Origin of the sequence: Amycolatopsis pretoriensis (assembly GCF_900107925.1) — a bacterium.
Classification (GTDB): domain Bacteria; phylum Actinomycetota; class Actinomycetes; order Mycobacteriales; family Pseudonocardiaceae; genus Amycolatopsis; species Amycolatopsis pretoriensis.
Map to the genome: position 1 here is coordinate 443,811 of NZ_FNUJ01000007.1, position 21,448 is coordinate 465,258.

Here is a 21,448-nt window from a genome sequence, read left to right on the forward strand (position 1 = left end):
AATCGCCGTTAGAACGTGTTTCAAAGGCGAAACGTGGGAGGCACCGTGGCCGCTCCGCTCATCCCCGCCGGTTTCGACTTCACGGACCCGGACCTCTACGCCCAACGGCTGCCCGTGGACGAGTTCGCCGAGCTCCGGCGGACCGCCCCCGTGTGGTGGAACCCCCAGAAGCACAACACCGCGGGCTTCCGCGACGACGGCTACTGGGTCGTCTCGCGCCACGCGGACGTCAAGGAGGTGTCCCGCGACAGCACGCTGTACTCGTCGAGCGAGAAGACGGCGATCATCCGCTTCGACGAGAGCATGACCGAGGACAACCTCAACGCGAACCGCCTGGTGCTGCTCAACATGGACGCCCCGCAGCACACGAAGCTGCGGCGGATCGTGTCGAAGGGCTTCACCCCGCGGTCCATCTCGAAGCTGGAGGACACCCTGCGCGACCGCGCCGAGCGGATCGCCGCGGAAGCGCGCAAGAAGGGGTCGGGCGACTTCGTCACCGACGTCGCGTGCGAGCTGCCGCTGCAGGCCATCGCCGAGCTGATCGGCATCCCGCAGGAAGACCGGCTCAAGATCTTCGACTGGTCGAACCAGATGGTCGCCTACGACGACCCGGAGTACGAGGTCGAGCCCCTCGAGGCGTCTGCGCAGCTCATCGGTTACGCGTGGAACATGGCCGAGGACCGGCGCAAGTGCCCGATGGACGACATCGTCACGAAGCTGATCCACGCCGACGTCGACGGCGAGGCGCTCGGCTCCGACGAGTTCGGCTTCTTCGTCATCCTGCTCGCGGTCGCCGGCAACGAGACGACGCGCAACGCGATCAGCCACGGCATGAAGGCGTTCCTGGACCACCGGGACCAGTGGGAGCTGTTCAAGGAGCAGCGGCCGAAGACCGCGCCGGACGAGATCGTCCGCTGGGCGACGCCGGTGGTGGCGTTCCAGCGCACGGCCACCCGCGACACGGAACTGGGCGGCGCGCGGATCCGCCGGGGCGACCGCGTGGGGATGTTCTACAGCTCGGCCAACTTCGACCACGAGGTGTTCGAGGACCCGGAGAAGTTCGACATCCTCCGCGAGGACAACCCGCACGTGGGCTTCGGCGGCACGGGCTCGCACTACTGCATCGGCGCGAACCTGGCCCGCCTGGAGATCGACTTGATCTTCAACGCGATCGCGGACGTGATGCCGGCGATCACCGAGGCGGCACCCCCGGTGCGGCTGCGGTCCAGCTGGCTGAACGGGATCAAGCACTACCCGGTGCGGTACGCCTGAGGAACTCGAGAACCCGCCGCCGGGTGAGCCCGGCGGCGGGTTCGTCGTACTCGGGGCCGCCGGAGTCGGTGTAGAAGTGGCCGAGGCCGGGGTAGCGGAACACCTCCGCGTCGGCGCTCGCCCGGGCCGCGGCGGCACACCACGCCGCGACCTGCGCCGGGGGCGCGATCGGGTCGGGGTCGGCGACGTGCACCTGCACCGGCAGCCCGGCGCGGATCCCGGCGGGCAGCGCTCCCAAGGCGTGCAGCAGCACGACGCCGGCCGTGTGCGGGCGGCCGGGCAGCACCTCCTGGACGACGCCCGCCCCCATCGACACGCCCACGAGCACGGTCTTCGCGGGAAGGTCTCGCACGGCCTCACGAGCTCGCCGGGTGATGGTCTCCCAGCCGACGGCGTCCTTCAGCGCGAAACCCTGGTCGAGGGCCGGCGCCGTCCGGCCGCCGTAGAGGTCCGGTGTCACCACGCGATGCCCGGCCTCCCGCAGCCGGTCGGCGAAGGCGAGTTCGACGGGCCGCAGCCCCAGCACCGAGTGGAAGAGCGCGATGGTGGTCACCGGACCATGACATCATGAGGCGATGGCCCCGCGAGCGACCGTCGACGTCGAGTTCTCGATCCGCGTCACCGAACCCGGGCTCGCGGCGATCTCCGTCTCCGCGGCGCACGCCGACACCGAAGAGCTCACCGTCTCCTGGCACGGGGACAGCGAGCTCGCCGAGTTCGAGCACGGCACCCGCGCCGAGGTCTTCGACCTGCCCAAGGGCGAACACCGCGTCACCTACCACGCCGAACGCGCGCTGATCGAGCCCGATCCCGAGCCCGTCGCGCTCGCCGACGTCGCCGTCTTCACCCGGCCGAGCCGGTACTGCCCCTCCGACCGGGTCGCCGGGCTCGTCCCGCCCGCGGCGATCAAAGCCAAGGACACCAAGGCCAAAGTCGACGCCATCGTCCGCAACGTCCACGAACGACTGTCCTATGTGGTCGGCTCCAGCCGGCCCACCGACGACGCGATCGACACGCTCCTGGCCGGCGAAGGCGTCTGCCGCGACTTCGCGCACGTCTGCGTCACGCTCTGCCGGTTCCTCGACATCCCCGCCCGCTACGTCGGCGTCTACGCGCCCGGGCTCTCCCCGATGGACTTCCACGCCGTCTTCGAGGCCGGGATCGACGGCCACTGGTACGTCTTCGACGCCACCCGCCTCGCGCCGCGGCAGACCATGCTGCGGATCTCCACCGGGCGCGACGCCGCGGACACGTCCTTCCTCGCCACCCTCGGCTGCGAGCTCGACTTCCTCGGCAGCACGGTCTTCGCGACGACCGACGCCGCCCTCCCGGTGGACGACGGCACCGGGCTCGTCGTCCTGAGCTGATGGTCCGACCGCGTGTTGCCTGCGCGAAGTGGCCTCCGGCTGGGTAGACAGAGTCCGTGAAGAGTTCCCCCAAGGCCCCGAGCCCCTGGGCCCGGGCCCGCGCCCGGTACCGCTGGCTGGACCACATCGCCCGCGCGACCAACCGCTACATCGACCGCGGCGGCTACCACTACGTCGCCTCGATCACCTACTTCAGCCTGCTGTCGCTGGTGCCGCTGCTGATGGTCGCGTCCTCGGTCGCCGGGTTCGTGCTGGCCAGCCAGCCGCACCTGCTCGACACGATGGTCCACGCGATCGTCTCCACGCTGCCCGGCGGCCTCGGTACCAAGGCCACCGACCTGCTCACCGGGTTCGTCAAGCAGCGCACGAGCGTCGGGGTGGTCGGTCTGGCCATCGGCCTCTACTCGGGCTGGAACTGGATGAACGCGCTGCGGGACTCGCTGACGGCGCTGTGGGGGCAGAACCGGTCCGACCAGCCGCTGCTGCGGCTCATCGCCGTCGACCTGCTCGCGCTGCTCGGCCTCAGCGCCGCGCTGCTCGTGTCGTTCACGCTCACCATCTCCGGCACCGCGCTCGGCGGCTACTTGCTGCGGCTGGCCGGGCTCGACGACACGAGCTGGGGTCACCAGCTGGTCTCCGCGTCCTCGGTGCCGCTGTCGCTGGCCGCCGACTGGCTGGTGTTCCTCTGGGTGCTCACGCGGCTGCCGCGGCAGAAGGTCGGCGTGCGCAGCGCGGTGCGCGGCGCGGTCGCCCTGGCCGTCGGGTTCGAGGTGCTCAAGCTCGCCGGGGGCTTCTACCTGCGGCTGATCAGCGACTCGCCGACCGGCATCGCGTTCGGCTCGGTCATCGGCCTGATCTTCTTCATCTCGCTCGTCGCGCGGCTGCTCGTCTACGTGACGGCGTGGACCGCGACCGGCTCCGACGCGCCGCCGAAGCCGGTCCAGCCGCCGGCGCCGGTGGTGCTGAACCCGGTGGTCGTGGTGGACCCGCCGGTCGCGGTGCCGGCCACCGTCGGCGTCGTGACCGGGATCGTCGGGACGCTGCTCGCGCTCAGGTGGCGACGTTCGCGAGACTGAAGAGCCGGTCCAGCTGGTGGTCGATCAGCGCGACCGCCGCCTCCGGCGTCCGCTGGCCCAGGATGATGCTGGTCTGCAGGCCGTCGACGCTCGACAGCAGCAGCTCGGCCTCCGGCATCAGCTCCAGGTCCGGCGCGACCTCCCCGCGGTCGCGGCCCCACGCGAGCAGGTCCGCGGTCAGCCGTTCCAGCTCGGGTGGCGCGGCGCTGAACGCCGACGCGAGCCCGGGGTCCGAAAGGGACCGGACGAAGTAGGCGAGGTGCACGAGGTAGCGCGTGCGGCGCTCGTCGCCGACCGGCAGCATCCCGACGAGCATGGCCCGCAGCACCTCGCGCGGCGCCGCGTCCTCCTCGGGGCCGAGCTCCGCGCGGATGCTCTCCCCGGCGTCGGCGTTGAGGATCTCCAGCGCGCCGAGCAGCAGGTCGTCGCGCGTCCCGAAGTAGTACTGGACCAGCCGCAGCGAGACGCCGGCCTCGGCCGCGACCTTGCGCAGGGACACGTCTTCGAGCCCGCGCGCGCTGGCGATCCGCCAGACCGCTTCGGCGATCTGGCGGCGGCGCTGCTCGTGGTCGGCGAGTCTGGGCATGGTGGGTCGAGCGTATCAACGCGGCTTGTGCGCGCCGACCACCCACATCGAGAAGTACTGCGAGCCGCCGCCGTAGGCGTGCCCGACCGCGATGCGCGCGCCGTCGACCTGGTAGTCCCCGGCCCGGCCCATCACCTGCTTCGCGGCTTCGGAGAAGCGGAGCATGCCGGACGCGCCGATCGGGTTGGACGAGAGCACCCCGCCGGACGGGTTCACCGGCAGCTGCCCGCCGATCGCCGTCTCGCCGGCTTCGGTGACCTTCCAGCCTTCGCCTTCGGGCGCGAACCCGAGGTTCTCCAGCCACATCGGCTCGAACCACGAGAACGGCACGTAGATTTCGGCGACGTCCACTTCGGACAACGGGTCCTCGATCCCGGCCTCGGCCCACAACGCGGCCGCGGCGTCCCGCCCGGCCTGCGGGTTGACCTGGTCGCGGCCGGCGAACGTCGTGGGCTCGGTGCGCATCGCCGTCGCGTGGATCCAGGCGGCACCGCCCTCGACGGCGTCCCCGGCGGCCTCGTCACCGAGCACCATCGCGCACGCGCCGTCCGACGACGGGCACGTCTCGTCGTAGCGGATCGGGTCCCACAGCATCTGCGACTTCTGCACCGACTCGACGGTGATGTCGGCCTGCCTCAGGTGCGCGAAGGGGTTGAGAGCGCCGTTGCGGCGGTCCTTCGCCGCGACGATCGCGCCGACGTGCTCGGGCGCGCCCGAGCGGCGGATGTAGGAGCGCACGTGCGGCGCGAAGTAGCCGCCCGCGCCGGCGCCGACCGGCATCTGGAACGGCGGCAGGATCGACAGGCCCCACATCGCGTTCGACTCGGACTGCTTTTCGTACGCCACGGTCAGCACGCGGCGGTGCACGCCGGACTGGATCAGCGACGCGGCGACCAGCGCCGTCGACCCGCCGACCGAACCCGCGGTGTGCACGCGCAGCAGTGGTTTCCCGGTGGCGCCCAGGGCATCGGCGAGGAACAGTTCGGGCATCATGACGCCCTCGAACAGGTCCGGGGCCTTGCCGAGGACGACGGCGTCGATGTCGGCCCAGCCGACCTGGGCGTCGGTCATCGCGCGGTCGATCGCCTCGCGCAGCAGGCCCGGCATCGAGACGTCCTGGCGCTTGGCGCGGTGGTGCGTCTGGCCGGTGCCGAGCACGGCGGTGAGCTGCTTGGTCATCGGGCCTCCAGCACGGTCACCAGGTTCTGTTGCAGGACCGGGCCGCTCGTCGCGTGCGCCACGGCCTTGCGGGATTCGCCGCTGTGGATCCGGGCCGCCGCCTCGCCGATGCGGGCGAGACCGGCGGAGAACATCGGGTTGGCGGCCAGTGCGCCCCCGGACGGGTTGATCTTGACGTCGTCGCCCAGCTTGAGCGCCGTCCGCAGGATCAGTTCCTGGTGCGTGAAGGGCGCGTGCAGCTCGGCGAGGTCGGCGCCGTCGAGGTCGAGGGCCGCGCCGGCGAGCTCGGTGGACGGGCTGCGCGTGAGGTCGCGGGCGCCGAGGACGGGGGAGTCGACGCGGTGCTCGATGCCCGTGATCACGGCGGGGTGGTCGACGATGTCTTTCGCACGCTCCACAGTGGATAGAACGACGACCGCCGCGCCGTCGGTGATCGGCGCGATGTCGTGCCGCCGCAAGGGATCCGCGTAGTACGGGGTGTCGAGCAGCTCGGCGGCGTCCCTGCCGGTGCCGCGCGCGGCGACCTCGGCGAGGTCCTTTTCGGACCACAGCCCGGCTTCGAGTCCCATGCGCGCCTGGATCCCGGCGATCGAAACCGAGTCCGGCCACAGGGGAGTGACGACGTACGGGTCGAGCTGCAGGGCGAGCACCCGGCGCAGCTGGCCGGCGCTGGACTTGCCGAAGCCGTAGACGAGCGCGGTTTCGACCTCGCCCATCTTGATCTTCAGCCACGCTTCGTAGAGCGCCCAGGCGGCGTCCATCTCGACGTGCGACTCGTGGATCGGCGGGAACGCGCCGATCGCGTCGACGGCGGCGATGAAGCTGAAGGCCCGCCCGGCGAGGTAGTCCGACGAGCCGGAGCACCAGAAGCCGATGTCCTGTTTGGACAGACCGGTCCGTTCGAAGACCTCGGCGAAGATGGGGACGAGCATTTCCACGCCGTTGGTGGTGCCCGGGGTCTCGCGGACGTTGGGGGCCTTCGCGAAGCCCGCGATCGCGACGTCTGGCATCAGGACCTCACAGGTGGTGGGCGAAGGTTTCGTAGGCCGCGTCCGGCTCGCCGGTCGGCTCGAAGTGGCTGATGTTCTCCAGCGACGTCCACCACTCGTCCCGCGGTTTCCACGCGGCGCGCACGCGCATGCCCATCTTGACGTCCTGGGCGTCGCAGCCGAGGACGAGGTGCAGGAAGGCGATGTCGGCGCCGTCGAGCAGGATGTACGCGGCGACGTACGGCGGCTTGAGGCGCTGGCCGAGGAACGGGACGTTGACGATGCAGAACGTCGTCACGATCCCGGTGTCGGGCAGTTCGACCTCGTCGGTGGTGGGGACGCCGTCGGTCGGGCACGCCCCGCGCGGCGGGATGTAGACCTTCTCGCACTTCGGGCAGCGCTGGCCGATTAGCTTGCCCTCGGCGAGCCCGCGCAGGTACCGGCTCTCCTCGGGGGAGGCCGAGTGCATGTACTTCAGGTGCACGGGCGTGATGACGACGCTGACCGGAGCGCCTTCTTCGCGTTCGGCGACCGGGGGAGCGGGCGCGGTCGGCGTGGTGTCCTCGGCGTCGACGGGGAGGAAGTAGGCGATGTCCCGGATGTGCCCGACGGTTTCGCCGGCCCACTTCACGCGGACGCGCTGTCCACTGTGGATGTTCGCGGGCGCGCCGGCGTCGACGGCGTGGAGCAGGGCGGTGTCGGCGCCGTCGAGCTTGACCAGCGCCCAGGCGAAGGGCCGGTCGAGCGGCTGCCCGTCGAGGGGTTCGGGACACCACGACCACGAGACGACGGTGCCCTCGTCGGCGACGGGGACGAACTCGCCGAGCTGTTCGGCGGTCCCGGGGTCGTACTCGACGGGCGGGACGTGCACGCGGCCGTCACTGCCCCGGACGCCTTCGATGCGGCGCTCGCGCAGGGAGGTGACGAACCGGCCCAGGACGGGCCCGGTGGACCGCGTGTAGTCGAAGCCGACGTTGAGGGGTGCCGCCAGTGGTGTCTCGGTCACGGTCATGAGTGAAACATGTTCTCGTTCTGTCGACAAGGTTCCTCCGCCAGGCGGTTCGATATCGGTGGAACGCGTTCTATGTCAGCGACGTCAGCGTCCTCGGAACTCCGGCTTCCGCTTCTCGCCGAACGCCCGCGGACCCTCCTTGGCATCCTCCGATGCGAAGACCTCGATGCCGTACTGCGAGTCCAGCTTGAAGGCCTCCTCCTCGTGGAGTCCCTCGGTGTCCCGGATCGTCCGGAGGATGGCCCGCACGGCGACCGGCCCGTTCGCGTTCACCAAAGAAGCCAGCTCGAGGGCCTTCGTGAGCGCGGTCCCGTCCGGCACCACGTGCCCGATCAACCCGATCGCCAGGGCCTCCGCGGCGGACAGGTGACGTCCGGTCAGCAGGATGTCCGCGGCCACCGTGTACGGGATCTGGCGCGGCAGCCGCACCGCCGACCCGCCCATCGGGAACAGCCCCCACCGGGCCTCCGACACCCCGAAGCGGGCCGACTCGCCGGCCACCCGGATGTCGGTCCCCTGGAGGATCTCCGTCCCACCCGCGATGGCCGGCCCCTCGACCGCCGCGATCAGCGGCTTGGTCAGGCGGCGCCCCTTCAGAAGCCCCGGGATGTTCGACGGGTCGAACTTGCCCGCCGCGAACGACTCGGAAGGGGAGTTGCGGGCCATCGACTTCAGGTCCGCGCCCGCGCAGAACGCGCCGCCCGCGCCGGTGAGGACGCAGCTGCGGATCGAGTCGTCCGCATCGACCCGGTCCCAGGCGTCGACCATGATCGACATCATCTCGCCGGTGATCGCGTTGCGCGCCTCGGGCCGGTTCATCGTGACGACGAGGGTCTGCCCCTCTTGCGAAACCAGCGCGTGCGGTTCACCCACGGGAGACCTCCTGAAGGAGCAGTGCCATTGCCCAGAACGATAACATGTTCTACTTTGAGGGCGTGGCACTCAACATCGCGGATCTTCTGGAGCACGCCGTCGACGCCGTGCCGGAGCGCGTCGCGGTCGTGTGCGGCGACCGGCGGGTCACCTTCGCCGAACTGGAGGCGCGGGCCAACCGGCTCGCCCATCACCTCGCCGCGCACGGCGTGGGACGCGGGTCCCACATCGGGGTCTATTCCCGCAACTCGATCGAGGCCTTGGAGGCGATGATCGCGGCGTACAAGCTGCGCGCGATCGCCGTCAACGTCAACTACCGCTACGTGCACGGCGAGCTCGCCTACCTCTTCACCGACGCCGAGCTCGTCGCCCTCGTGCACGAAAGAAGCTACGCCGACAAGGTCGCCGCCGTCCTGCCCGAGACGCCGAAACTGAAACACGTTGTCGTGATCGACGACGGCAGTGACGGTGACTACGCGGGCTACGGCGGCGTCGACTACGAGGCCGCGCTCGAGGCACAGAGCCCGGAGCGCGACTTCGAAGAGCGCAGCAACGACGACCTCTACATCCTCTACACCGGCGGCACCACGGGCTACCCGAAGGGCGTGCTCTGGCGCCAGGAGGACGTCTGGCGCGCGCTCGGCGGCGGGATCAACTTCGTCACCGGCGAGTACATCCCGGACGAGTGGACGCTCGCCGAGCAGGGCAAGGCCGGAAGCTTGACCCGACTGCCCGCCGCGCCGCTCATCCACGGCGCCGCGCAGTGGGCCGCGTTCGGCGCCCTGTTCACCGGCAGCCCGGTGGTCTTCGTGCCGCGCTTCGAAGCGCACGAGATCTGGAAAGCCGTGCAGGAGCACAAGGTCCAGGTCCTCACGATCGTCGGCGACGCGATGGCGCGGCCGCTGATCGAGGCGTTCCGCGAAGGCGATTACGACGCTTCCTCGCTCGTCGCCGTCTCCAGCCACGCCGCGCTGTTCTCGCAGTCGGTGAAGCAGGAGTTCGTCGAGCTCGTGCCCAACGCCGTGATCACCGACGCCATCGGCTCGTCGGAAAGCGGCTTCACCGGGATCGGCATGGTCGGCAAGGACTCCGACCACAGCGCCGGCCCGCGGGTCAGCTTCGGCAAGGACGCGATCCTCGTCGACGACGACGGGAAGCTCGTCGAGCCGGCACCCGGCGCGGTGGGGCTGATCGCCCGCCGTGGGCACGTCCCGCTCGGCTACTACGGCGATCCCGAGAAGAGCAAGAAGATCTTCGTCGAGGTCGGCGGCGTCCGGTACGTCGTCCCGGGCGACTACGCCCGCTACGAGGAGGACGGCACGGTCACGCTGCTCGGGCGCGGCTCCCAGTGCGTCAACACCGGCGGCGAGAAGGTCTACCCGGAAGAGGTCGAGGGCGCGCTGAAGTCCCACCCCGACGTCTTCGACGCGCTCGTCATCGGCGTCGCGGACGACCGGCTCGGCCAGCGCGTCGCCGCCGTCGTCCAGCTGCGTGAGGGCGCGGAAGCCGACTTCGCCTCGCTCGAGGAGCACGTCCGCGGCGAGATCGCCGGGTACAAGGTGCCGCGCACGATCTGGCTGGCCGGCGAGATCGGCCGGTCGCCCAGCGGCAAGCCGGACTACCCGTGGGCCCAGCGCTACGCGGCCGAGCACGAACCGGCCACGGCCCAGCCCGTCTGAGAGGACATCGCAAGTGCGGACACCCCTGTGCGACCGGCTCGGCATCGACCTGCCGATCATCGGGTTCACGCCCTCGGAGCACGTCGCCGCGGCGCTCAGCCGCGCCGGCGGGCTCGGCGTGCTCGGCTGCGTCCGGTTCAACGACGCCGCCGAGCTCGACCGGGTGCTGACCTGGATGGACGAGAACACCGGCGGCAAGCCCTACGGCGTCGACATCGTGATGCCGGCGAAGATCCCCGCCGAGGGCACCCAGGTCGACCTCTCGAAGCACATCCCGGACGGCCACCGCGCGTTCGTCGACAAGGTGCTGCGAGACCTCTCGGTGCCGCCGCTGCCGGACGACACCGACGAACGCGCGGGCGTCCTCGGCTGGCTGCACTCGGTCGCCCGCTCGCACGTCGAGGTCGCGCTCAACCACCCGATCAAGCTGATCGCGAACGCGCTCGGCTCGCCGCCGGCCGACGTCATCGCCCAGTGCCACGACCGCGGGGTGCCGGTGGCGGCGCTGGCCGGGAAGGCCGAGCACGCGGTCCGGCACGTCGAGAACGGCGTCGACTTCGTGGTCGCGCAGGGCTACGAAGCCGGCGGGCACACCGGCGAGATCGCGTCCATGGTGCTGGTGCCGGAGATCGTCGACGCGGTCGACGTCCCGGTGCTCGCCGCGGGCGGGATCGGCTCCGGGCGGCAGGTGGCCGCGGCGCTCGCGCTCGGGGCGTCCGGCGTCTGGATGGGCTCGATGTGGCTCGCCACCGAGGAGTACCTGCAGACGATGGGCGAGTCGGTGGCGATGCAGCAGGCGCTCGTCGGGGCGTCGTCGTCGGACACCGTCCGGACGCGGATCTACACCGGCAAGCCCGCGCGGCTGCTCAAGACCCGGTGGACCGAGGCGTGGGCCGCGGCGGACGCGCCCGAGCCGTTGCCGATGCCGCTGCAGAACCTGCTGGTTTCCCACGCCCACAACCGGATCCACGCGGCGAACGACCCGAGCGTGGTGTCCATGCCGGTCGGGCAGATCGTGGGGCGGATGAACGCGGTGCGGCCGGTCGCCGACGTCGTCGCGGACCTGATGAACGGCTACGAAGAGGCACTGTCCCGCTTGGACAAGACCCGCTGAACGCCGTGAATGGCACATTGAGGGACCAAGTGTCCCTCAATGTGCCATTCACGGACTTTGGCTACAGACCGGCGGCGGCCGAAGCGATCTTCGACGCGAACGTGCTCACCTCGGTGTAGACGCCGGGGGCGTGCGCCCGGGCGCAGCCGTCACCCCAGGAGACGATGCCGACCTGGATCCACGCGCCGGCGTTGTCGCGGCGGAACATCGGGCCGCCGGAGTCGCCCTGGCACGTGTCGACACCGCCGGAGGCGAGGTTGCCCGCGCAGATCTCGGCGCTCGGGATGAGGTCGGGGTAGCTGCCGCCCTGGGACTGGCAGGTGGCGTCGTCGACGAACGGGACGGTCGCCTTCAGCAGGTACCGCTGCTGCGCGCCACCTTCGCGGGCCGCGCCCCAGCCGGCCACGGTGAACGTGCCGTTGTTGTACGACGACGTCGTCGCGATCGGCAGCGTCGAGAGGCCGCTCACCGGGCTGGCGAGCTTGATCAGCGCCCAGTCACCGCCGGTCGAGGTGCCGTAGGTGGGGGACTGGTAGACGTAGGTCGAGCGGATCTTCTGCGCGCTGGTGCTGTTGAGGTCGACCACGCCGACCGTCGCGGTGATCGAGGTGTTCGACCCCGTCCGGCTGACGCAGTGCGCCGCGGTCAGGACGATCTGCTTGGTGTAGAGCGCGCCGCCGCAGCCCATGGACAGCCGCACCATGAACGGGAACTCGCCCTGGGCGGCCCGGGTCCCGCCGACGACGTCGGTGGACGGCGGCTGGGCGGCGATCGCCGGGGTGGCGAACGACGCGGCCGCGGCGAGCGCGGCCAGTGCGGTGGTGGCGTTTCTGAGCAGGGTGAACCAGCGCTTGGGAGCCAAGGGGATCAGTCCTTCCAGTGTCCACTGTGGAAGCCGGTTGCCGTCGGCGGCTCCATGACTACACCAGGTGTTCACATACCGGGACAACCAACTTTCTTCGGATGTTTCGGGCGGTTGGGTGATTTCTCACCGGCGGATCCGGCGAACGCCGTAGGCCGATGCGCCCAGCAACAACGCGACGCCGCCCGCCAGCACCGACGGCAGCGGGAGGCTGAAGGCCAGCACCACGCACCCGGCCAGGCCCAGGACGGCTCGCGCTTTCCCCTTGAGAGTGAGCGCGGCGGCGTTGGCGACCGCGTAGTACGTCAGGACGGCGAAGGACGAGAAGCCGATCGCCGCGCGCAGGTCGAGGAACGCGGCGAGCACGGCGACGACGAGCCCGACGGCGAGTTCGGCGCGGTGCGGCACGTCGTAGCGGGGGTGCACGGCGGCGAGGAACCGGGGGAGGTGACCGTCGCGGCTCATCGCCAGCGTCGTGCGCGAAACGCCGAGGATGAGCGCGAGCAGCGAGCCGAGTGCCGCCAGCGCCGCGCCGACCCGGACGATCGGGGCGAGCCACCCCGGGACGGCGGCCGCGATGGGATCGGGGCTCGCGGCGAGCGCGGCCGGGCCGAGGCGGACGAGCAGCAGCACCGCCAAGGCCGCGTAGACGACGAGGGTCAGGCCCAGCGCCAGCGGGATGGCGCGTGGGATGGTCCGGGCCGGGTCGCGGACCTCCTCGCCGAGCGTCGCGAGCCGGGCGTACCCGGCGAAGGCGAAGAAGAGCAGCCCGGCCGCCTCGAGGACGCCGCCGCTGCCGGGCCAGGCGACGAGCGGGCCGCCCGCGGCCGGCCCGGTGGCCATCGTGACCGCGGCGGCGGTGAGCACGAGCAGGGTGCACGAGACGATCACCCGCGTCGCCAGTGCGGAGCGGTGGACGCCGAAGTAGTTGACCGTGGTGAGCGCGGCGACCACGGCGACGGCGAGCAGGCCGCGCCACGGCTGCCCGAGCCCGGGGGCGGCGTAGGCGACGACGGTCAGCGTCATCGCGGCGCAGCTGGCCGTCTTCCCGGTGACGAATCCCCAGCCGGCCAGGTAGCCCCAGAATTCACCGAGCCTTTCCCGGCCGTAAACGTAGGTGCCGCCCGATTGGGGGTGAATCGCCGCGAGCCGCGCCGAAGACATCGCATTGCAGTACGCGACGACGGCCGCGACGACCAACGCGATGAGCAATCCGCCCCCCGCGGCCCGCGCCGCCGGGGCGAACGCGGCGAAGACGCCGGCGCCGATCATCGAGCCCAGGCCCAGGAAAACGGCGTCGGCCAGGCCGAGCCGGCGGGCCAGCGGTGTCGAGGGCATCCGGGTGATCCTCCGTGTGACGGCCGTGTTGCGCGCCACAGCGAACCACGGCGCACCGGGAAACGAATAGGGTCGATTCCGTGCCCGCTCCTTCGCGCCATTCCCGCCTGTCCGCCGACGGTCCCGTTCTCGACGGGATTCCCGAGCACGGCCGCGTCCCGCGTTACTACGCGGTCAAGGTCGAGCTGCTGGCGGTGATCGCGGAACTGGGCGAAGGATCGGTGCTGCCCACGGAACGGGAGCTGTGCGAGCGCTTCGAGGTGTCGCGGGCGACGGTACGGCAGGCGGTCGGCGAGCTGGTGCTCGAGGGCAGGCTGAGCCGGCGCCAGGGGAGCGGGACGTTCGTCGCGGGCCCGAAGCTGGTGCAGCCGCTGGCCCTGGTGAGCTACACGGAGGGGCTGCGGCGCCAGGGGATCCGCCCGGGCCGCACGGTGATCACCCTGGAGCGGCGGCTCGCGGGCAGCGCGCTGGCGGCGGACCTGCAGGTCACCTCGGACGCCGAGGTGATCCACATCGAGCGCGTCCTGCTGGCCGACGAGGAACGCGTCGGCCTGGAGTCGACATATCTCCTGGCGGAGCGGTTCCCGACGCTGCTGGAGGTGTTCAACCCCGAGCAGTCGCTGTACGCGTGCTTGAGCGAGCAGCTCGGCGTCGTGTTCGACGGCGCCGAGGAGCGCGTCGAGACGGTCCTGGCGACGCCGCGCGAGGCGTTGCTGATCGGGACCAACCCGGCGCTGCCGATGCTGCTGATGCACCGGATCTCGTGGGGCCCGGACGGGGCGCCGTTCGAGCGGGTGCGGTCGCTGTACCGGGGTGACCGGTTGAGCTTCATGACCCGGCTGGGCCGCGCCTGAGCGTCACGTTCTTCCCGCCGGCCTCGTCCCTCCCGCACAACCGAACGGGAGGACGTCATGAACATCGCGTTGTGGGTGGGGCAGGTACTGCTGGCGGCGATCTTCGCCGTGTCGGGCGCGCTGAAGTCGACGATGTCGCGGCAGCGCATGCTCGAAACGGGCCAAACGGGCGCGGCGGCGTACCCGCTGCCGGTGGTCCGGTTCACCGCGATCTGCGAGCTGGTCGCGGTGGTGGGGCTGATCCTGCCGGTGCTGGTGGGGGTGGCACCGGAGCTGACGGGCTGGGCGGCGGCCGGGCTGGCGGTGGTGATGGTGGGCGCGATGGCGTCGCACGGCCGGCTCGCGGTGGTGGGGCACAAGACGGCCGAGTGGCGGAACGTCGGGGCGAACGCGCTGATCTTGGCGGTGTGCGTGTTCGTGGCGGTCGGCCGCCTTTGAGCCCGGCGTGACCTGGCATCGAAGGTAACAAACGGGTAACTCGTCCGGTCCAATATTCCGGCTCGCTTCACTCCGCGTTCGCCGAGGGGCCAGCGGCTGTTGGCGCGCGGCCGACAGCGTGGGCCGCGTGCGAATCCTCATCGTGGGTGGTGGCGTGCTCGGCACGTTGCACGCCTGGCAGGCCGTCGAGCGCGGCCACGACGTCGTCCAGCTCGAACGCGAACCCGAGGCCCGGGGCGCGTCCGTGCGCAACTTCGGCCTGGTCTGGGTCGGCGGCCGGGCGCCCGGCGTCGAACTCCGGACCGCGCTGCGGGCCCGGCGCCTCTGGGAACGGATCGGCGAGCGCGTCCCCGCCCTCGGCTTCCGCGCCAACGGCTCGCTGACCGTCGCCCGGACCGAAGCCGAACTCGCCGTCGCCGCGGAAGCCGCCGAAGCCGCCGAAGCCGGCACCGAACGCGGCTACCGGCTGCTCGACGCCGCCGAAACGAAAAAGCTCAACCCAGCACTCCAGGGCGACTTCCGCGGCGCCCTCTGGTGCGAGCGCGACGCCGCCGTCGAACCGCGCACCGCCCAGCCCGCCCTGCGGGAAGAACTCGCCAAAACCGGCCGCTACGCCTGGCGTCCCGGCCGGGAAGTCTGCCACCTCACCGGCACCGGCGTCGTCGACGACCGCGGCGAACGCCACGACGGCGACCTCGTCCTCTTCTGCACCGGCGCCTGGACCGGTGGGCTCGTCCGGGAACTCGCCGGGGAACCGCCGGTGAGAAAAGTCCGGCTGCAGATGGCCCAAACCGAACCCCTCGCCGAAAAGCTCACCACCAGCGTCGCCGACGGCGACAGCTTCCGCTACTACCCCGCCTACCGCGGCGAAGCCCTCGACGCCCTCGAAAAGTCCCAGCCGCAGACCGAAACCGCGCGGGCGCACCGGATGCAGCTCCTGCTCGTCCAGCGGCTCGACGGCTCCCTCACCATCGGCGACACCCACGAATACGACGAGCCTTTCGCCTTCGACGTCACCGAAGACCCCTACGACCACCTGGAATCCGTCGCCGGCGCGCTGCTCGGGCACCCGCTGCCGCGGATCCGGCGCCGCTGGGCCGGCGTCTACGCCCAGACCACCGACCCCGGCCGGATCGTGCACCGCGCCCGTGTCGCCGGCAACGCCTGGCTCGTCACCGGGCCGGGCGGCCGCGGCATGACCTGTGCCCCCGCCATCGCCGAAGACACCGCCGAGGAGCTGGACCTGTGACCCCGGAACTCGTCGTGCTCGACATGGCCGGCACGACCGTGGCCGACGACGGCCTCGTCGTGAAGGCCTTCACCACAGCCATCGAGACCGTCGGCGTGCCCGACGAGAAGTACCCCGAAATGCTGCGGTACGTCGTCGACACCATGGGCCAGTCGAAGATCACCGTCTTCCGCGCCCTGCTCAATGACGAAACCCTGGCGCAGCAGGCCAATTCCGCGTTCGAAACGGCCTACGGCGACCTCGTGCGAGCGGGGGAGTGCCGGCCGATCCCCGGCGCCGAAGACGTCGTCCGGGGCCTGCGCGAGGACGGCGTCAAAGTCGCCTTCACCACCGGCTTCGCGCCCGCCACCCAGCACGCCATCCTCGACGCGCTCGGCTGGCAGGGCCTCGCCGACCTCGCGCTCGCCCCGGGCGACGGCGTCCGCGGCCGCCCGTTCCCCGACCTCGTCCTCACCGCCGCGCTGCGGCTCGAAGTCACCGACGTGCGGCGGGTCGCCGTCGCCGGTGACACCGCGTCCGACGTCCTGTGTGGACTCCGGGCCGGCGCGTCGGTCGTCGCCGGTGTCCTCACCGGTGCCGGCCGCCGCGAAGACCTCGTCGAAGCCACCGCCGTCCTCGACTCCGTCCGTCACCTCCCCGCCCTGCTCGAAGGAACGAAATGAAGAAGACCCTGGCCACCGTCCTCGCGGTCGCGCTGACCGCCGTCCTGTCCGCCTGCGGCGGCACCGGCGCCGCGAGCGCCGGCGGCAAGACCGTCACCGTGTACACAGTGGACGGACTGGAAGACTGGTACACCGCCCGCTTCGCCGAGTTCGAGCAGCAGACCGGCATCACCGTCCAGGCCGTGACGGCCGGTTCCGGCGAAGTCGCCTCCCGCGTCGAGAAGGAGAAGGCCAACACCCAGGCCGACGTCCTCGTCACGCTCCCGCCGTTCATCCAGCGCGTCACCGGACTGCTGCAGCCCTACACCCCGCGGGGCGCCGACCAGGTGTCCGAAAAGGACTCCCAGGGCCGTTACTTCGCCATGATGGACAACTACCTCAGCTTCATCCGCAACCCGCAGGCCACCGCGAAGACCTGGGACGACCTGCTCGACCCGAAGCTCAAGGGCAAGGTCCAGTACTCGACGCCCGGCGAGGCCGGCGACGGCACCGCCGTCCTCCTGCAGCTGCAGCACGCCCTCGGCGACCAGGGCGCGCTCGACTACCTCGGCAAGCTCGAGGCGAACAACGCCGGACCGTCGTCGTCGACCGGCAAGCTGCAGCCCAAGGTGGCCAAGGGTGAGCTGCTGGTGGCCAACGGCGACGTCCAGATGAACCTCGCCGAGATCGCCAAGAGCGGCGGCTTCGACGTCTTCTTCCCGGCCGACGCCCAGGGCAAGCGCTCGACGTTCGCGCTGCCGTACTACGCCGGGCTCGTGGCGAACGCCCCGCACGCCGACGACGCCAAGAAGCTCCTCGACTTCCTGTTCTCGCCCGAGGTCCAGGCGAAGGCCGCCGACGCGTACGGCATCCCGGCCCGCGTCGACGTCACGGCCACCGGCGCCAACGCCGCGAAGATCAAGGCCGCGCTCGACGGCGTCGAGATCTGGCACCCGGACTGGACCGCCGTGCTCGCCGAGCTCGACGCCGACCTGGCCGCGTACAAGAAGGCCGTCGGCCGGTGACGCCGGCCGTCGAATGGCGCGGGGTGTCCATCCACTTCGGACGCACCACCGCGCTGGACGCCCTCGACCTGACGGTCGGCCGCGGCGAAACCCTGGCGCTGCTCGGGCCGTCCGGCTCCGGCAAGTCGACGGCACTCAAGGCCCTCGCCGGGTTCGTCCGGCCGAGCGCGGGCCGCGTGTTCCTCGGCGGCGAGGACGTCACCGACCGGCCGCCGCACCGGCGCGGCCTCGGCGTCGTCGTGCAGAGCTACGCGCTGTTCCCGCACCTGCGCGTCGACGCCAACGTCGCGTTCGGGCTCACCGCACGGCGAACCCCGCGCGGCGAAACCGGCCGGCGCGTCGCCGAAGTCCTCGACCTTGTCGGCATGGGCGAGTACGCCCGCCGGTTCCCGCGCGAGCTGTCCGGCGGGCAGCAGCAGCGCGTCGCGCTCGCCCGGGCGCTGGCCATCCGGCCGGACGTGCTGCTGCTCGACGAGCCACTGTCCGCTTTGGACGCCACCCTGCGCGAGGACATGCTCGCCGAACTGCTGCGGCTGCGGGCCGAACTGCCGGACACCACGCTCGTCTACGTCACCCACGACCAGGGCGAGGCCCTCGCGCTGGCCGACCGCATCGCCGTCATGCGCGACTCGCGGCTGGTCGAGACCGGGCCGTGCGAGCAGCTCTACCGGCGGCCGGCCTCGGAATTCACCGCGAGCTTCCTCGGCGCGGCCAACCTCATCCCGGTCGACCTCGTCAGCGACGGCACGCCCGCGACCGTCCGGCTCGGCGGCCGCGTGCTGACCGCCGAACCGACCGGCGCGCTCGGCCCGGGCCCGGTCGCGCTCGGCGTCCGCCCGCACCGCGTCGGCGTCGGCGAACCCGGCGAAGACACGCTCCCGGCGCTGGTGCGGGCCGTGCAGTGGCGCGGCACCGGCTACCGCCTGGATCTGGTCCTGGCGACCGGCGAGACGATCCGGGCCGAGGTGCCGGAGGCGTTCCCCGTCGGGACGGCGGTCGGCGTCTCGATCCCGGACGGCTGCCCGCTGGTCGGGGTCGGCACATGACCGCGGTGGCCCTCGCGAGTGGGAAACAGGGTTCCAACCCTGTTTCCGACTCACGACGGGGGTGGGTGTGGCTGCTGCCGCCGCTGGCGGTCGTCGCGGTGTTCTTCGGCTACCCGCTGGTCCTGGTGGCCGGGCAGTCGCTGACCACGGACAGCGGGTTCGGCCTGGGCGTCTGGGCCGAGGTGCTCGGCTCGGCGGAGTTCCGCGACGCCGCGGGGCAGACCGTGCTGCTCGCGCTGGGCGCCACGACCGGCTGCGTGCTGCTCGGCACGTTCCTCGCGCTGGTGATCGCGTTCGTCCCGTTCCCGGGCGCGCGGACGCTGTCGCGGCTGGTCGACACCGTGCTCGCGTTCCCGTCGTTCCTCATCGCGCTGGCGTTCACGTTCCTCTACGGCAGCGCGGGGGTCTTCGGCGCCGGCGGCTTCCTCTACTCGCCGTGGGGCGTGCTGCTCGCCGAGATCACGTTCTACACGCCGTTCGTGATGCGCCCGGCACTGGCGGCGTTCGGCCAGGTCCCGGGCGTGCACCTGGACGTCGCCGCGTCGCTGGGCGCGAAGCCGGGCCGGGTGCTGTGGCGGGTCGTGCTGCCCGCCGCGCTGCCGTCACTGGCGTCGGGGGCGTGCCTGACGCTGCTGCTGGCGCTCAACGAGTTCGGCATCGTGCTGTTCCTCGGCGCGAAGGGCGTCACGACACTGCCGATGCTGGTGTACGGCAAGGGGATCGTCACGTTCGACTTCCCGGCGGCGAGCGTCGTCGCGCTGGTCGACGTCGCGATTTCGCTGCTGCTGTACGGAAGTTACCGGGTCCTGTCCGGAAGGGGTCGCGATGCTGTTGTGGACGCGGCGTAGCAAGGTGCTGCTGTGGCTGGTGTTCGGCGTGGTGTTCGCCGTCGTCGTGGCGGCACCGCTGGTGATGATCGTGCTCGCGTCGTTCGCCGGGCACTGGACGGGTGTGCTGCCGGGCGGGCCGACCTTGGCCCACTACGCCGGCGCGTTGTCGGGGGAGACGTTCGCGAGCCTGTCGGTGAGCGTCCAGACGGGCGTGATCGCGGGCGCGGCGGCCGTCCTGCTCGGCACCGGCGCGGCACTGGCGGCCGAGACCGCGCCGAAGCGGCTGCGGCAGCTCGCCGACACGCTGTTCCACCTGCCGATCGCGGTGCCCTCGGTGGTGCTGGGGCTGGCGCTGCTGGTGGCGTTCAGCCGCCCGCCGCTGGCGTTCAACGGGACGCGCTGGATCGTGCTGCTCGGGCACCTGCTGATCCTGCTGCCCTTCGCCTACAGCACGGTCTCGGCGGCGCTCGCCCGCGTGGACCCGCTGCTCGCGCAGGCGGCGGCGTCGCTCGGGGCGTCGCCGGTGCGGGTGCTGCTGCGGGTGCGCGTCCCGGTGCTGCTCCCGGCGATGACGGCGTCGGCGAGCCTCGCGCTGGCGATGTCGATGGGCGAGCTGGGCGCGACGATGATGCTGTACCCGCCGGACTGGCGCACGCTGCCGGCGAGCATCTTCGCGCTGACCGACCGCGGCCAGGTGTTCCTCGCCTCGGCGGCGACGGTCGTGCTGCTCGGGGTCACGCTCGTCGGTGTGGTGCTGCTGGGCCTGGTCCGCGGCCGGGCGGCGCACCGGTAGGTGCAACCGATCCGGCGTCCGGTCCGTCCTGGAGGTATGCGCACACTGCTGGGTACGGGTCTGCTGCTCCTTACGCTGACGGCGTGCGGGGCGGCCAACACGGCGGCGCCCGCCGGGAGCAGCACCGGACCGGAGACGCCCACGACGTCGGCATCGCCGGTGGTGCCGGGTTCGCCGACTCCTCCGCCCCCGCCGTCGCAGACCGTCGGGCGGCCGACGCAGGGCATCGCCCCGGGCGACGACGTGATCGCCGAGTCCCAGGTCGACGCGCGCGGGCTGCCCGAGGGCTACCCCCGCAGCCTCACCCGCAGCCTCGACGGCAAGCAGGTGATCCTGCAGGCGGAGGAGGGCGGCTGCCGCCGCGTCGCCGCGCACGTCGGGGACCAGACGCCGCAGCAGGTGGTCGTGCTGGTCTCCGTCATCGCGGCGAAGAAGGGCCAGATGTGCCCGGATTACATCAAGGAGGTCAGCATCCCGCTGACGTTGGCCGAGCCGCTCGGCACGCGCACGGTGGTGCTCCGCCAGGGCTGAGGAGCCCCCGCAGACGCTGGGAGGGCCGCCTCGGGATGCCCGGGGTCGCCCTCCCAGACCACGTCCGCGGCACTTTCACGTGAAAGTGCCGCCTTCGAACCGGAGCTTTCACGTGAAAGCTCCGGTTCGATCTTTCGTGCAACCCCGGGCGGGGGACGTTCCGTCTTCGGGACATGAGGTACTCAGCGAAGGTGGTCGGGACAGGCGCGTTCCTGCTGATGGCAACGGCCTGCGCCGACCAGGACATGCCCACCAGCCAGCCCGCGGCCGGAGGTGACTCCGCCGCCCCGACCGGGAGCGTTTCGACGTCGCCGACCGAGTCGGTGCTGCCGACGTCACCGTCGGCGAACCCGCCGGGCAAACCGCGGCTCACCGTGCCCGAAGGCAGTACGCCGGTGCCGCCGGACAAGGTCGACGCCGCCGCTCTCCCCAAGGACTACCCGCGCGAGGTGTGGACGGCCAACGGCGGCACGATCCTCAACATCCGCGCCCAGGAAGGCGGCTGCGGCCACGCTCTCGGCGAGGCGACCCAGCAGGCGGGCGACCGCGTCGTCGTCAACCTGAGCGAGACCAAGGCCCAGACCGGCCAGATGTGCACCATGGACATCCGCTACCCCGTGATATCCGTCGCCCTGGCGGCGCCGCTGGACCAGCGCACGGTCGTGTTGAAGACGCAGAAATGATCTAGGGTCGG

At 71.5% G+C, this 21,448-nt stretch carries 23 protein-coding genes; 15 read left to right on the plus strand and 8 right to left on the minus strand.

Annotation, left to right across the window (positions count from 1 at the left end):
* Nucleotides 1–45 precede the first annotated feature (45 nt).
* Nucleotides 46–1,272: a cytochrome P450 gene (locus tag BLV96_RS31990; RefSeq protein ID WP_167379797.1), complete on the plus strand. Its 1,227-nt coding sequence runs from the start codon at nucleotides 46–48 to the stop codon at nucleotides 1,270–1,272.
* On the opposite strand, the gene BLV96_RS31995 is transcribed toward BLV96_RS31990, so the two are convergent.
* Nucleotides 1,244–1,825 carry a dienelactone hydrolase family protein gene (locus BLV96_RS31995; protein ID WP_086670912.1) on the minus strand — a complete coding sequence of 194 codons (582 nt, stop codon included), beginning with the start codon at nucleotides 1,823–1,825 and terminating at the stop codon, nucleotides 1,244–1,246. The two genes, BLV96_RS31990 and BLV96_RS31995, sit on opposite strands and share 29 nt — an antisense overlap.
* A 22-nt stretch (nucleotides 1,826–1,847) precedes the next feature.
* On the opposite strand from BLV96_RS31995, the gene BLV96_RS32000 reads away from it, so the two are divergent.
* Together BLV96_RS32000 and BLV96_RS32005 are read left to right on the plus strand one after the other, a co-directional pair.
* Nucleotides 1,848–2,639 carry a transglutaminase-like domain-containing protein gene (locus tag BLV96_RS32000; RefSeq protein WP_086670914.1) on the plus strand — a complete coding sequence of 264 codons (792 nt, stop codon included), beginning with the start codon at nucleotides 1,848–1,850 and terminating at the stop codon, nucleotides 2,637–2,639.
* 56 nt (nucleotides 2,640–2,695) lie between these two features.
* Entirely contained in the window at nucleotides 2,696–3,715 is a 1,020-nt protein-coding gene (locus tag BLV96_RS32005; RefSeq protein WP_086670916.1) for a YhjD/YihY/BrkB family envelope integrity protein, read from the plus strand.
* Here the strand turns inward: BLV96_RS32005 and BLV96_RS32010 are convergent.
* The 5 genes from BLV96_RS32010 to BLV96_RS32030 all read right to left on the minus strand — a co-directional run bounded on the left by BLV96_RS32010 (nucleotide 3,690) and on the right by BLV96_RS32030 (nucleotide 8,354).
* Nucleotides 3,690–4,301: a TetR/AcrR family transcriptional regulator gene (locus BLV96_RS32010; RefSeq protein WP_086670918.1), complete on the minus strand. Its 612-nt coding sequence runs from the start codon at nucleotides 4,299–4,301 to the stop codon at nucleotides 3,690–3,692. The two genes, BLV96_RS32005 and BLV96_RS32010, sit on opposite strands and share 26 nt — an antisense overlap.
* Before the next feature lie 15 nt (nucleotides 4,302–4,316).
* Complete coding sequence (locus tag BLV96_RS32015; protein ID WP_091389804.1) at nucleotides 4,317–5,480, minus strand: thiolase domain-containing protein; 1,164 nt, start codon at nucleotides 5,478–5,480, stop codon at nucleotides 4,317–4,319.
* On the minus strand, nucleotides 5,477–6,490 hold the full coding sequence (locus BLV96_RS32020; protein WP_086682421.1) for a thiolase domain-containing protein: 1,014 nt from the start codon (nucleotides 6,488–6,490) through the stop codon (nucleotides 5,477–5,479). Before BLV96_RS32020 ends, BLV96_RS32015 begins: the two co-directional genes overlap by 4 nt.
* Before the next feature lie 7 nt (nucleotides 6,491–6,497).
* Complete coding sequence (locus BLV96_RS32025; protein ID WP_167379798.1) at nucleotides 6,498–7,481, minus strand: Zn-ribbon domain-containing OB-fold protein; 984 nt, start codon at nucleotides 7,479–7,481, stop codon at nucleotides 6,498–6,500.
* A gap of 84 nt (nucleotides 7,482–7,565) precedes the next feature.
* The gene (locus BLV96_RS32030; protein WP_086682418.1) at nucleotides 7,566–8,354 is read right to left on the minus strand and encodes a crotonase/enoyl-CoA hydratase family protein; all 789 of its coding nucleotides are present in this window, start codon (nucleotides 8,352–8,354) and stop codon (nucleotides 7,566–7,568) included.
* Nucleotides 8,355–8,416: 62 nt separating this feature from the next.
* On the opposite strand from BLV96_RS32030, the gene BLV96_RS32035 reads away from it, so the two are divergent.
* Both BLV96_RS32035 and BLV96_RS32040 read left to right on the plus strand, forming a co-directional pair.
* The gene (locus BLV96_RS32035; RefSeq protein ID WP_208608371.1) at nucleotides 8,417–10,033 is read left to right on the plus strand and encodes an acyl-CoA synthetase; all 1,617 of its coding nucleotides are present in this window, start codon (nucleotides 8,417–8,419) and stop codon (nucleotides 10,031–10,033) included.
* A 13-nt stretch (nucleotides 10,034–10,046) separates the two neighbouring features.
* Complete coding sequence (locus tag BLV96_RS32040) at nucleotides 10,047–11,147, plus strand: NAD(P)H-dependent flavin oxidoreductase (RefSeq protein WP_086681570.1); 1,101 nt, start codon at nucleotides 10,047–10,049, stop codon at nucleotides 11,145–11,147.
* A 61-nt stretch (nucleotides 11,148–11,208) separates the two neighbouring features.
* Here the strand turns inward: BLV96_RS32040 and BLV96_RS32045 are convergent, their stop codons facing one another.
* On the minus strand, nucleotides 11,209–12,009 hold the full coding sequence (locus tag BLV96_RS32045; RefSeq protein WP_086681573.1) for a S1 family peptidase: 801 nt from the start codon (nucleotides 12,007–12,009) through the stop codon (nucleotides 11,209–11,211).
* 126 nt (nucleotides 12,010–12,135) lie between these two features.
* Nucleotides 12,136–13,347 (minus strand): APC family permease, encoded by a 1,212-nt coding sequence (locus BLV96_RS32050; RefSeq protein ID WP_208608372.1) that lies wholly within the window; start codon nucleotides 13,345–13,347, stop codon nucleotides 12,136–12,138.
* A gap of 80 nt (nucleotides 13,348–13,427) precedes the next feature.
* Here BLV96_RS32050 and BLV96_RS32055 point away from each other — a divergent pair, with 80 nt between their 5' ends.
* The 10 genes from BLV96_RS32055 to BLV96_RS32100 all read left to right on the plus strand — a co-directional run bounded on the left by BLV96_RS32055 (nucleotide 13,428) and on the right by BLV96_RS32100 (nucleotide 21,437).
* The gene (locus BLV96_RS32055; RefSeq protein WP_086681579.1) at nucleotides 13,428–14,201 is read left to right on the plus strand and encodes a GntR family transcriptional regulator; all 774 of its coding nucleotides are present in this window, start codon (nucleotides 13,428–13,430) and stop codon (nucleotides 14,199–14,201) included.
* Nucleotides 14,202–14,258: 57 nt separating this feature from the next.
* Entirely contained in the window at nucleotides 14,259–14,639 is a 381-nt protein-coding gene (locus BLV96_RS32060; protein ID WP_086681582.1) for a DoxX family protein, read from the plus strand.
* 127 nt (nucleotides 14,640–14,766) lie between these two features.
* Nucleotides 14,767–15,888 carry a TIGR03364 family FAD-dependent oxidoreductase gene (locus BLV96_RS32065; protein ID WP_086681626.1) on the plus strand — a complete coding sequence of 374 codons (1,122 nt, stop codon included), beginning with the start codon at nucleotides 14,767–14,769 and terminating at the stop codon, nucleotides 15,886–15,888.
* Entirely contained in the window at nucleotides 15,885–16,550 is a 666-nt protein-coding gene (locus BLV96_RS32070) for a phosphonatase-like hydrolase (RefSeq protein WP_143051065.1), read from the plus strand. The genes BLV96_RS32065 and BLV96_RS32070 overlap by 4 nt, the downstream gene beginning before the upstream one ends.
* Nucleotides 16,547–17,554, plus strand: coding sequence for a 2-aminoethylphosphonate ABC transporter substrate-binding protein (locus BLV96_RS32075; RefSeq protein ID WP_086681585.1), 1,008 nt, complete (start codon nucleotides 16,547–16,549; stop codon nucleotides 17,552–17,554). The genes BLV96_RS32070 and BLV96_RS32075 overlap by 4 nt, the downstream gene beginning before the upstream one ends.
* Nucleotides 17,551–18,600 carry an ABC transporter ATP-binding protein gene (locus tag BLV96_RS32080; protein WP_086681587.1) on the plus strand — a complete coding sequence of 350 codons (1,050 nt, stop codon included), beginning with the start codon at nucleotides 17,551–17,553 and terminating at the stop codon, nucleotides 18,598–18,600. Before BLV96_RS32075 ends, BLV96_RS32080 begins: the two co-directional genes overlap by 4 nt.
* Nucleotides 18,597–19,448 carry a 2-aminoethylphosphonate ABC transporter permease subunit gene (locus tag BLV96_RS32085; protein ID WP_086681591.1) on the plus strand — a complete coding sequence of 284 codons (852 nt, stop codon included), beginning with the start codon at nucleotides 18,597–18,599 and terminating at the stop codon, nucleotides 19,446–19,448. Before BLV96_RS32080 ends, BLV96_RS32085 begins: the two co-directional genes overlap by 4 nt.
* Nucleotides 19,426–20,223, plus strand: a complete 798-nt coding sequence (locus tag BLV96_RS32090; protein ID WP_086681594.1) for an ABC transporter permease — start codon at nucleotides 19,426–19,428, stop codon at nucleotides 20,221–20,223. Before BLV96_RS32085 ends, BLV96_RS32090 begins: the two co-directional genes overlap by 23 nt.
* A gap of 36 nt (nucleotides 20,224–20,259) precedes the next feature.
* Nucleotides 20,260–20,754 carry a hypothetical protein gene (locus tag BLV96_RS32095; protein ID WP_086681597.1) on the plus strand — a complete coding sequence of 165 codons (495 nt, stop codon included), beginning with the start codon at nucleotides 20,260–20,262 and terminating at the stop codon, nucleotides 20,752–20,754.
* A 173-nt stretch (nucleotides 20,755–20,927) separates the two neighbouring features.
* Nucleotides 20,928–21,437 (plus strand): hypothetical protein, encoded by a 510-nt coding sequence (locus BLV96_RS32100; protein WP_244180607.1) that lies wholly within the window; start codon nucleotides 20,928–20,930, stop codon nucleotides 21,435–21,437.
* The last annotated feature ends 11 nt before the right edge of the window (nucleotides 21,438–21,448 follow it).

Bases quoted from the DNA above. Each gene is read 5' to 3' on its own strand.
- BLV96_RS32100 (WP_244180607.1), top strand. From the start codon at position 20,928: ATGAGGTACTCAGCGAAGGTGGTCGGGACAGGCGCGTTCCTGCTGATG.
- BLV96_RS32090 (WP_086681594.1), top strand. From the start codon at position 19,426: ATGCTGTTGTGGACGCGGCGTAGCAAGGTGCTGCTGTGGCTGGTGTTC.
- BLV96_RS32010 (WP_086670918.1), bottom strand. From the start codon at position 4,301: ATGCCCAGACTCGCCGACCACGAGCAGCGCCGCCGCCAGATCGCCGAA.
- BLV96_RS32000 (WP_086670914.1), top strand. From the start codon at position 1,848: ATGGCCCCGCGAGCGACCGTCGACGTCGAGTTCTCGATCCGCGTCACC.
- BLV96_RS32095 (WP_086681597.1), top strand. From the start codon at position 20,260: ATGCGCACACTGCTGGGTACGGGTCTGCTGCTCCTTACGCTGACGGCG.
- BLV96_RS32060 (WP_086681582.1), top strand. From the start codon at position 14,259: ATGAACATCGCGTTGTGGGTGGGGCAGGTACTGCTGGCGGCGATCTTC.
- BLV96_RS32075 (WP_086681585.1), top strand. From the start codon at position 16,547: ATGAAGAAGACCCTGGCCACCGTCCTCGCGGTCGCGCTGACCGCCGTC.
- BLV96_RS32015 (WP_091389804.1), bottom strand. From the start codon at position 5,480: ATGACCAAGCAGCTCACCGCCGTGCTCGGCACCGGCCAGACGCACCAC.
- BLV96_RS32085 (WP_086681591.1), top strand. From the start codon at position 18,597: ATGACCGCGGTGGCCCTCGCGAGTGGGAAACAGGGTTCCAACCCTGTT.
- BLV96_RS32050 (WP_208608372.1), bottom strand. From the start codon at position 13,347: ATGCCCTCGACACCGCTGGCCCGCCGGCTCGGCCTGGCCGACGCCGTT.
- BLV96_RS32025 (WP_167379798.1), bottom strand. From the start codon at position 7,481: ATGACCGTGACCGAGACACCACTGGCGGCACCCCTCAACGTCGGCTTC.
- BLV96_RS32020 (WP_086682421.1), bottom strand. From the start codon at position 6,490: ATGCCAGACGTCGCGATCGCGGGCTTCGCGAAGGCCCCCAACGTCCGC.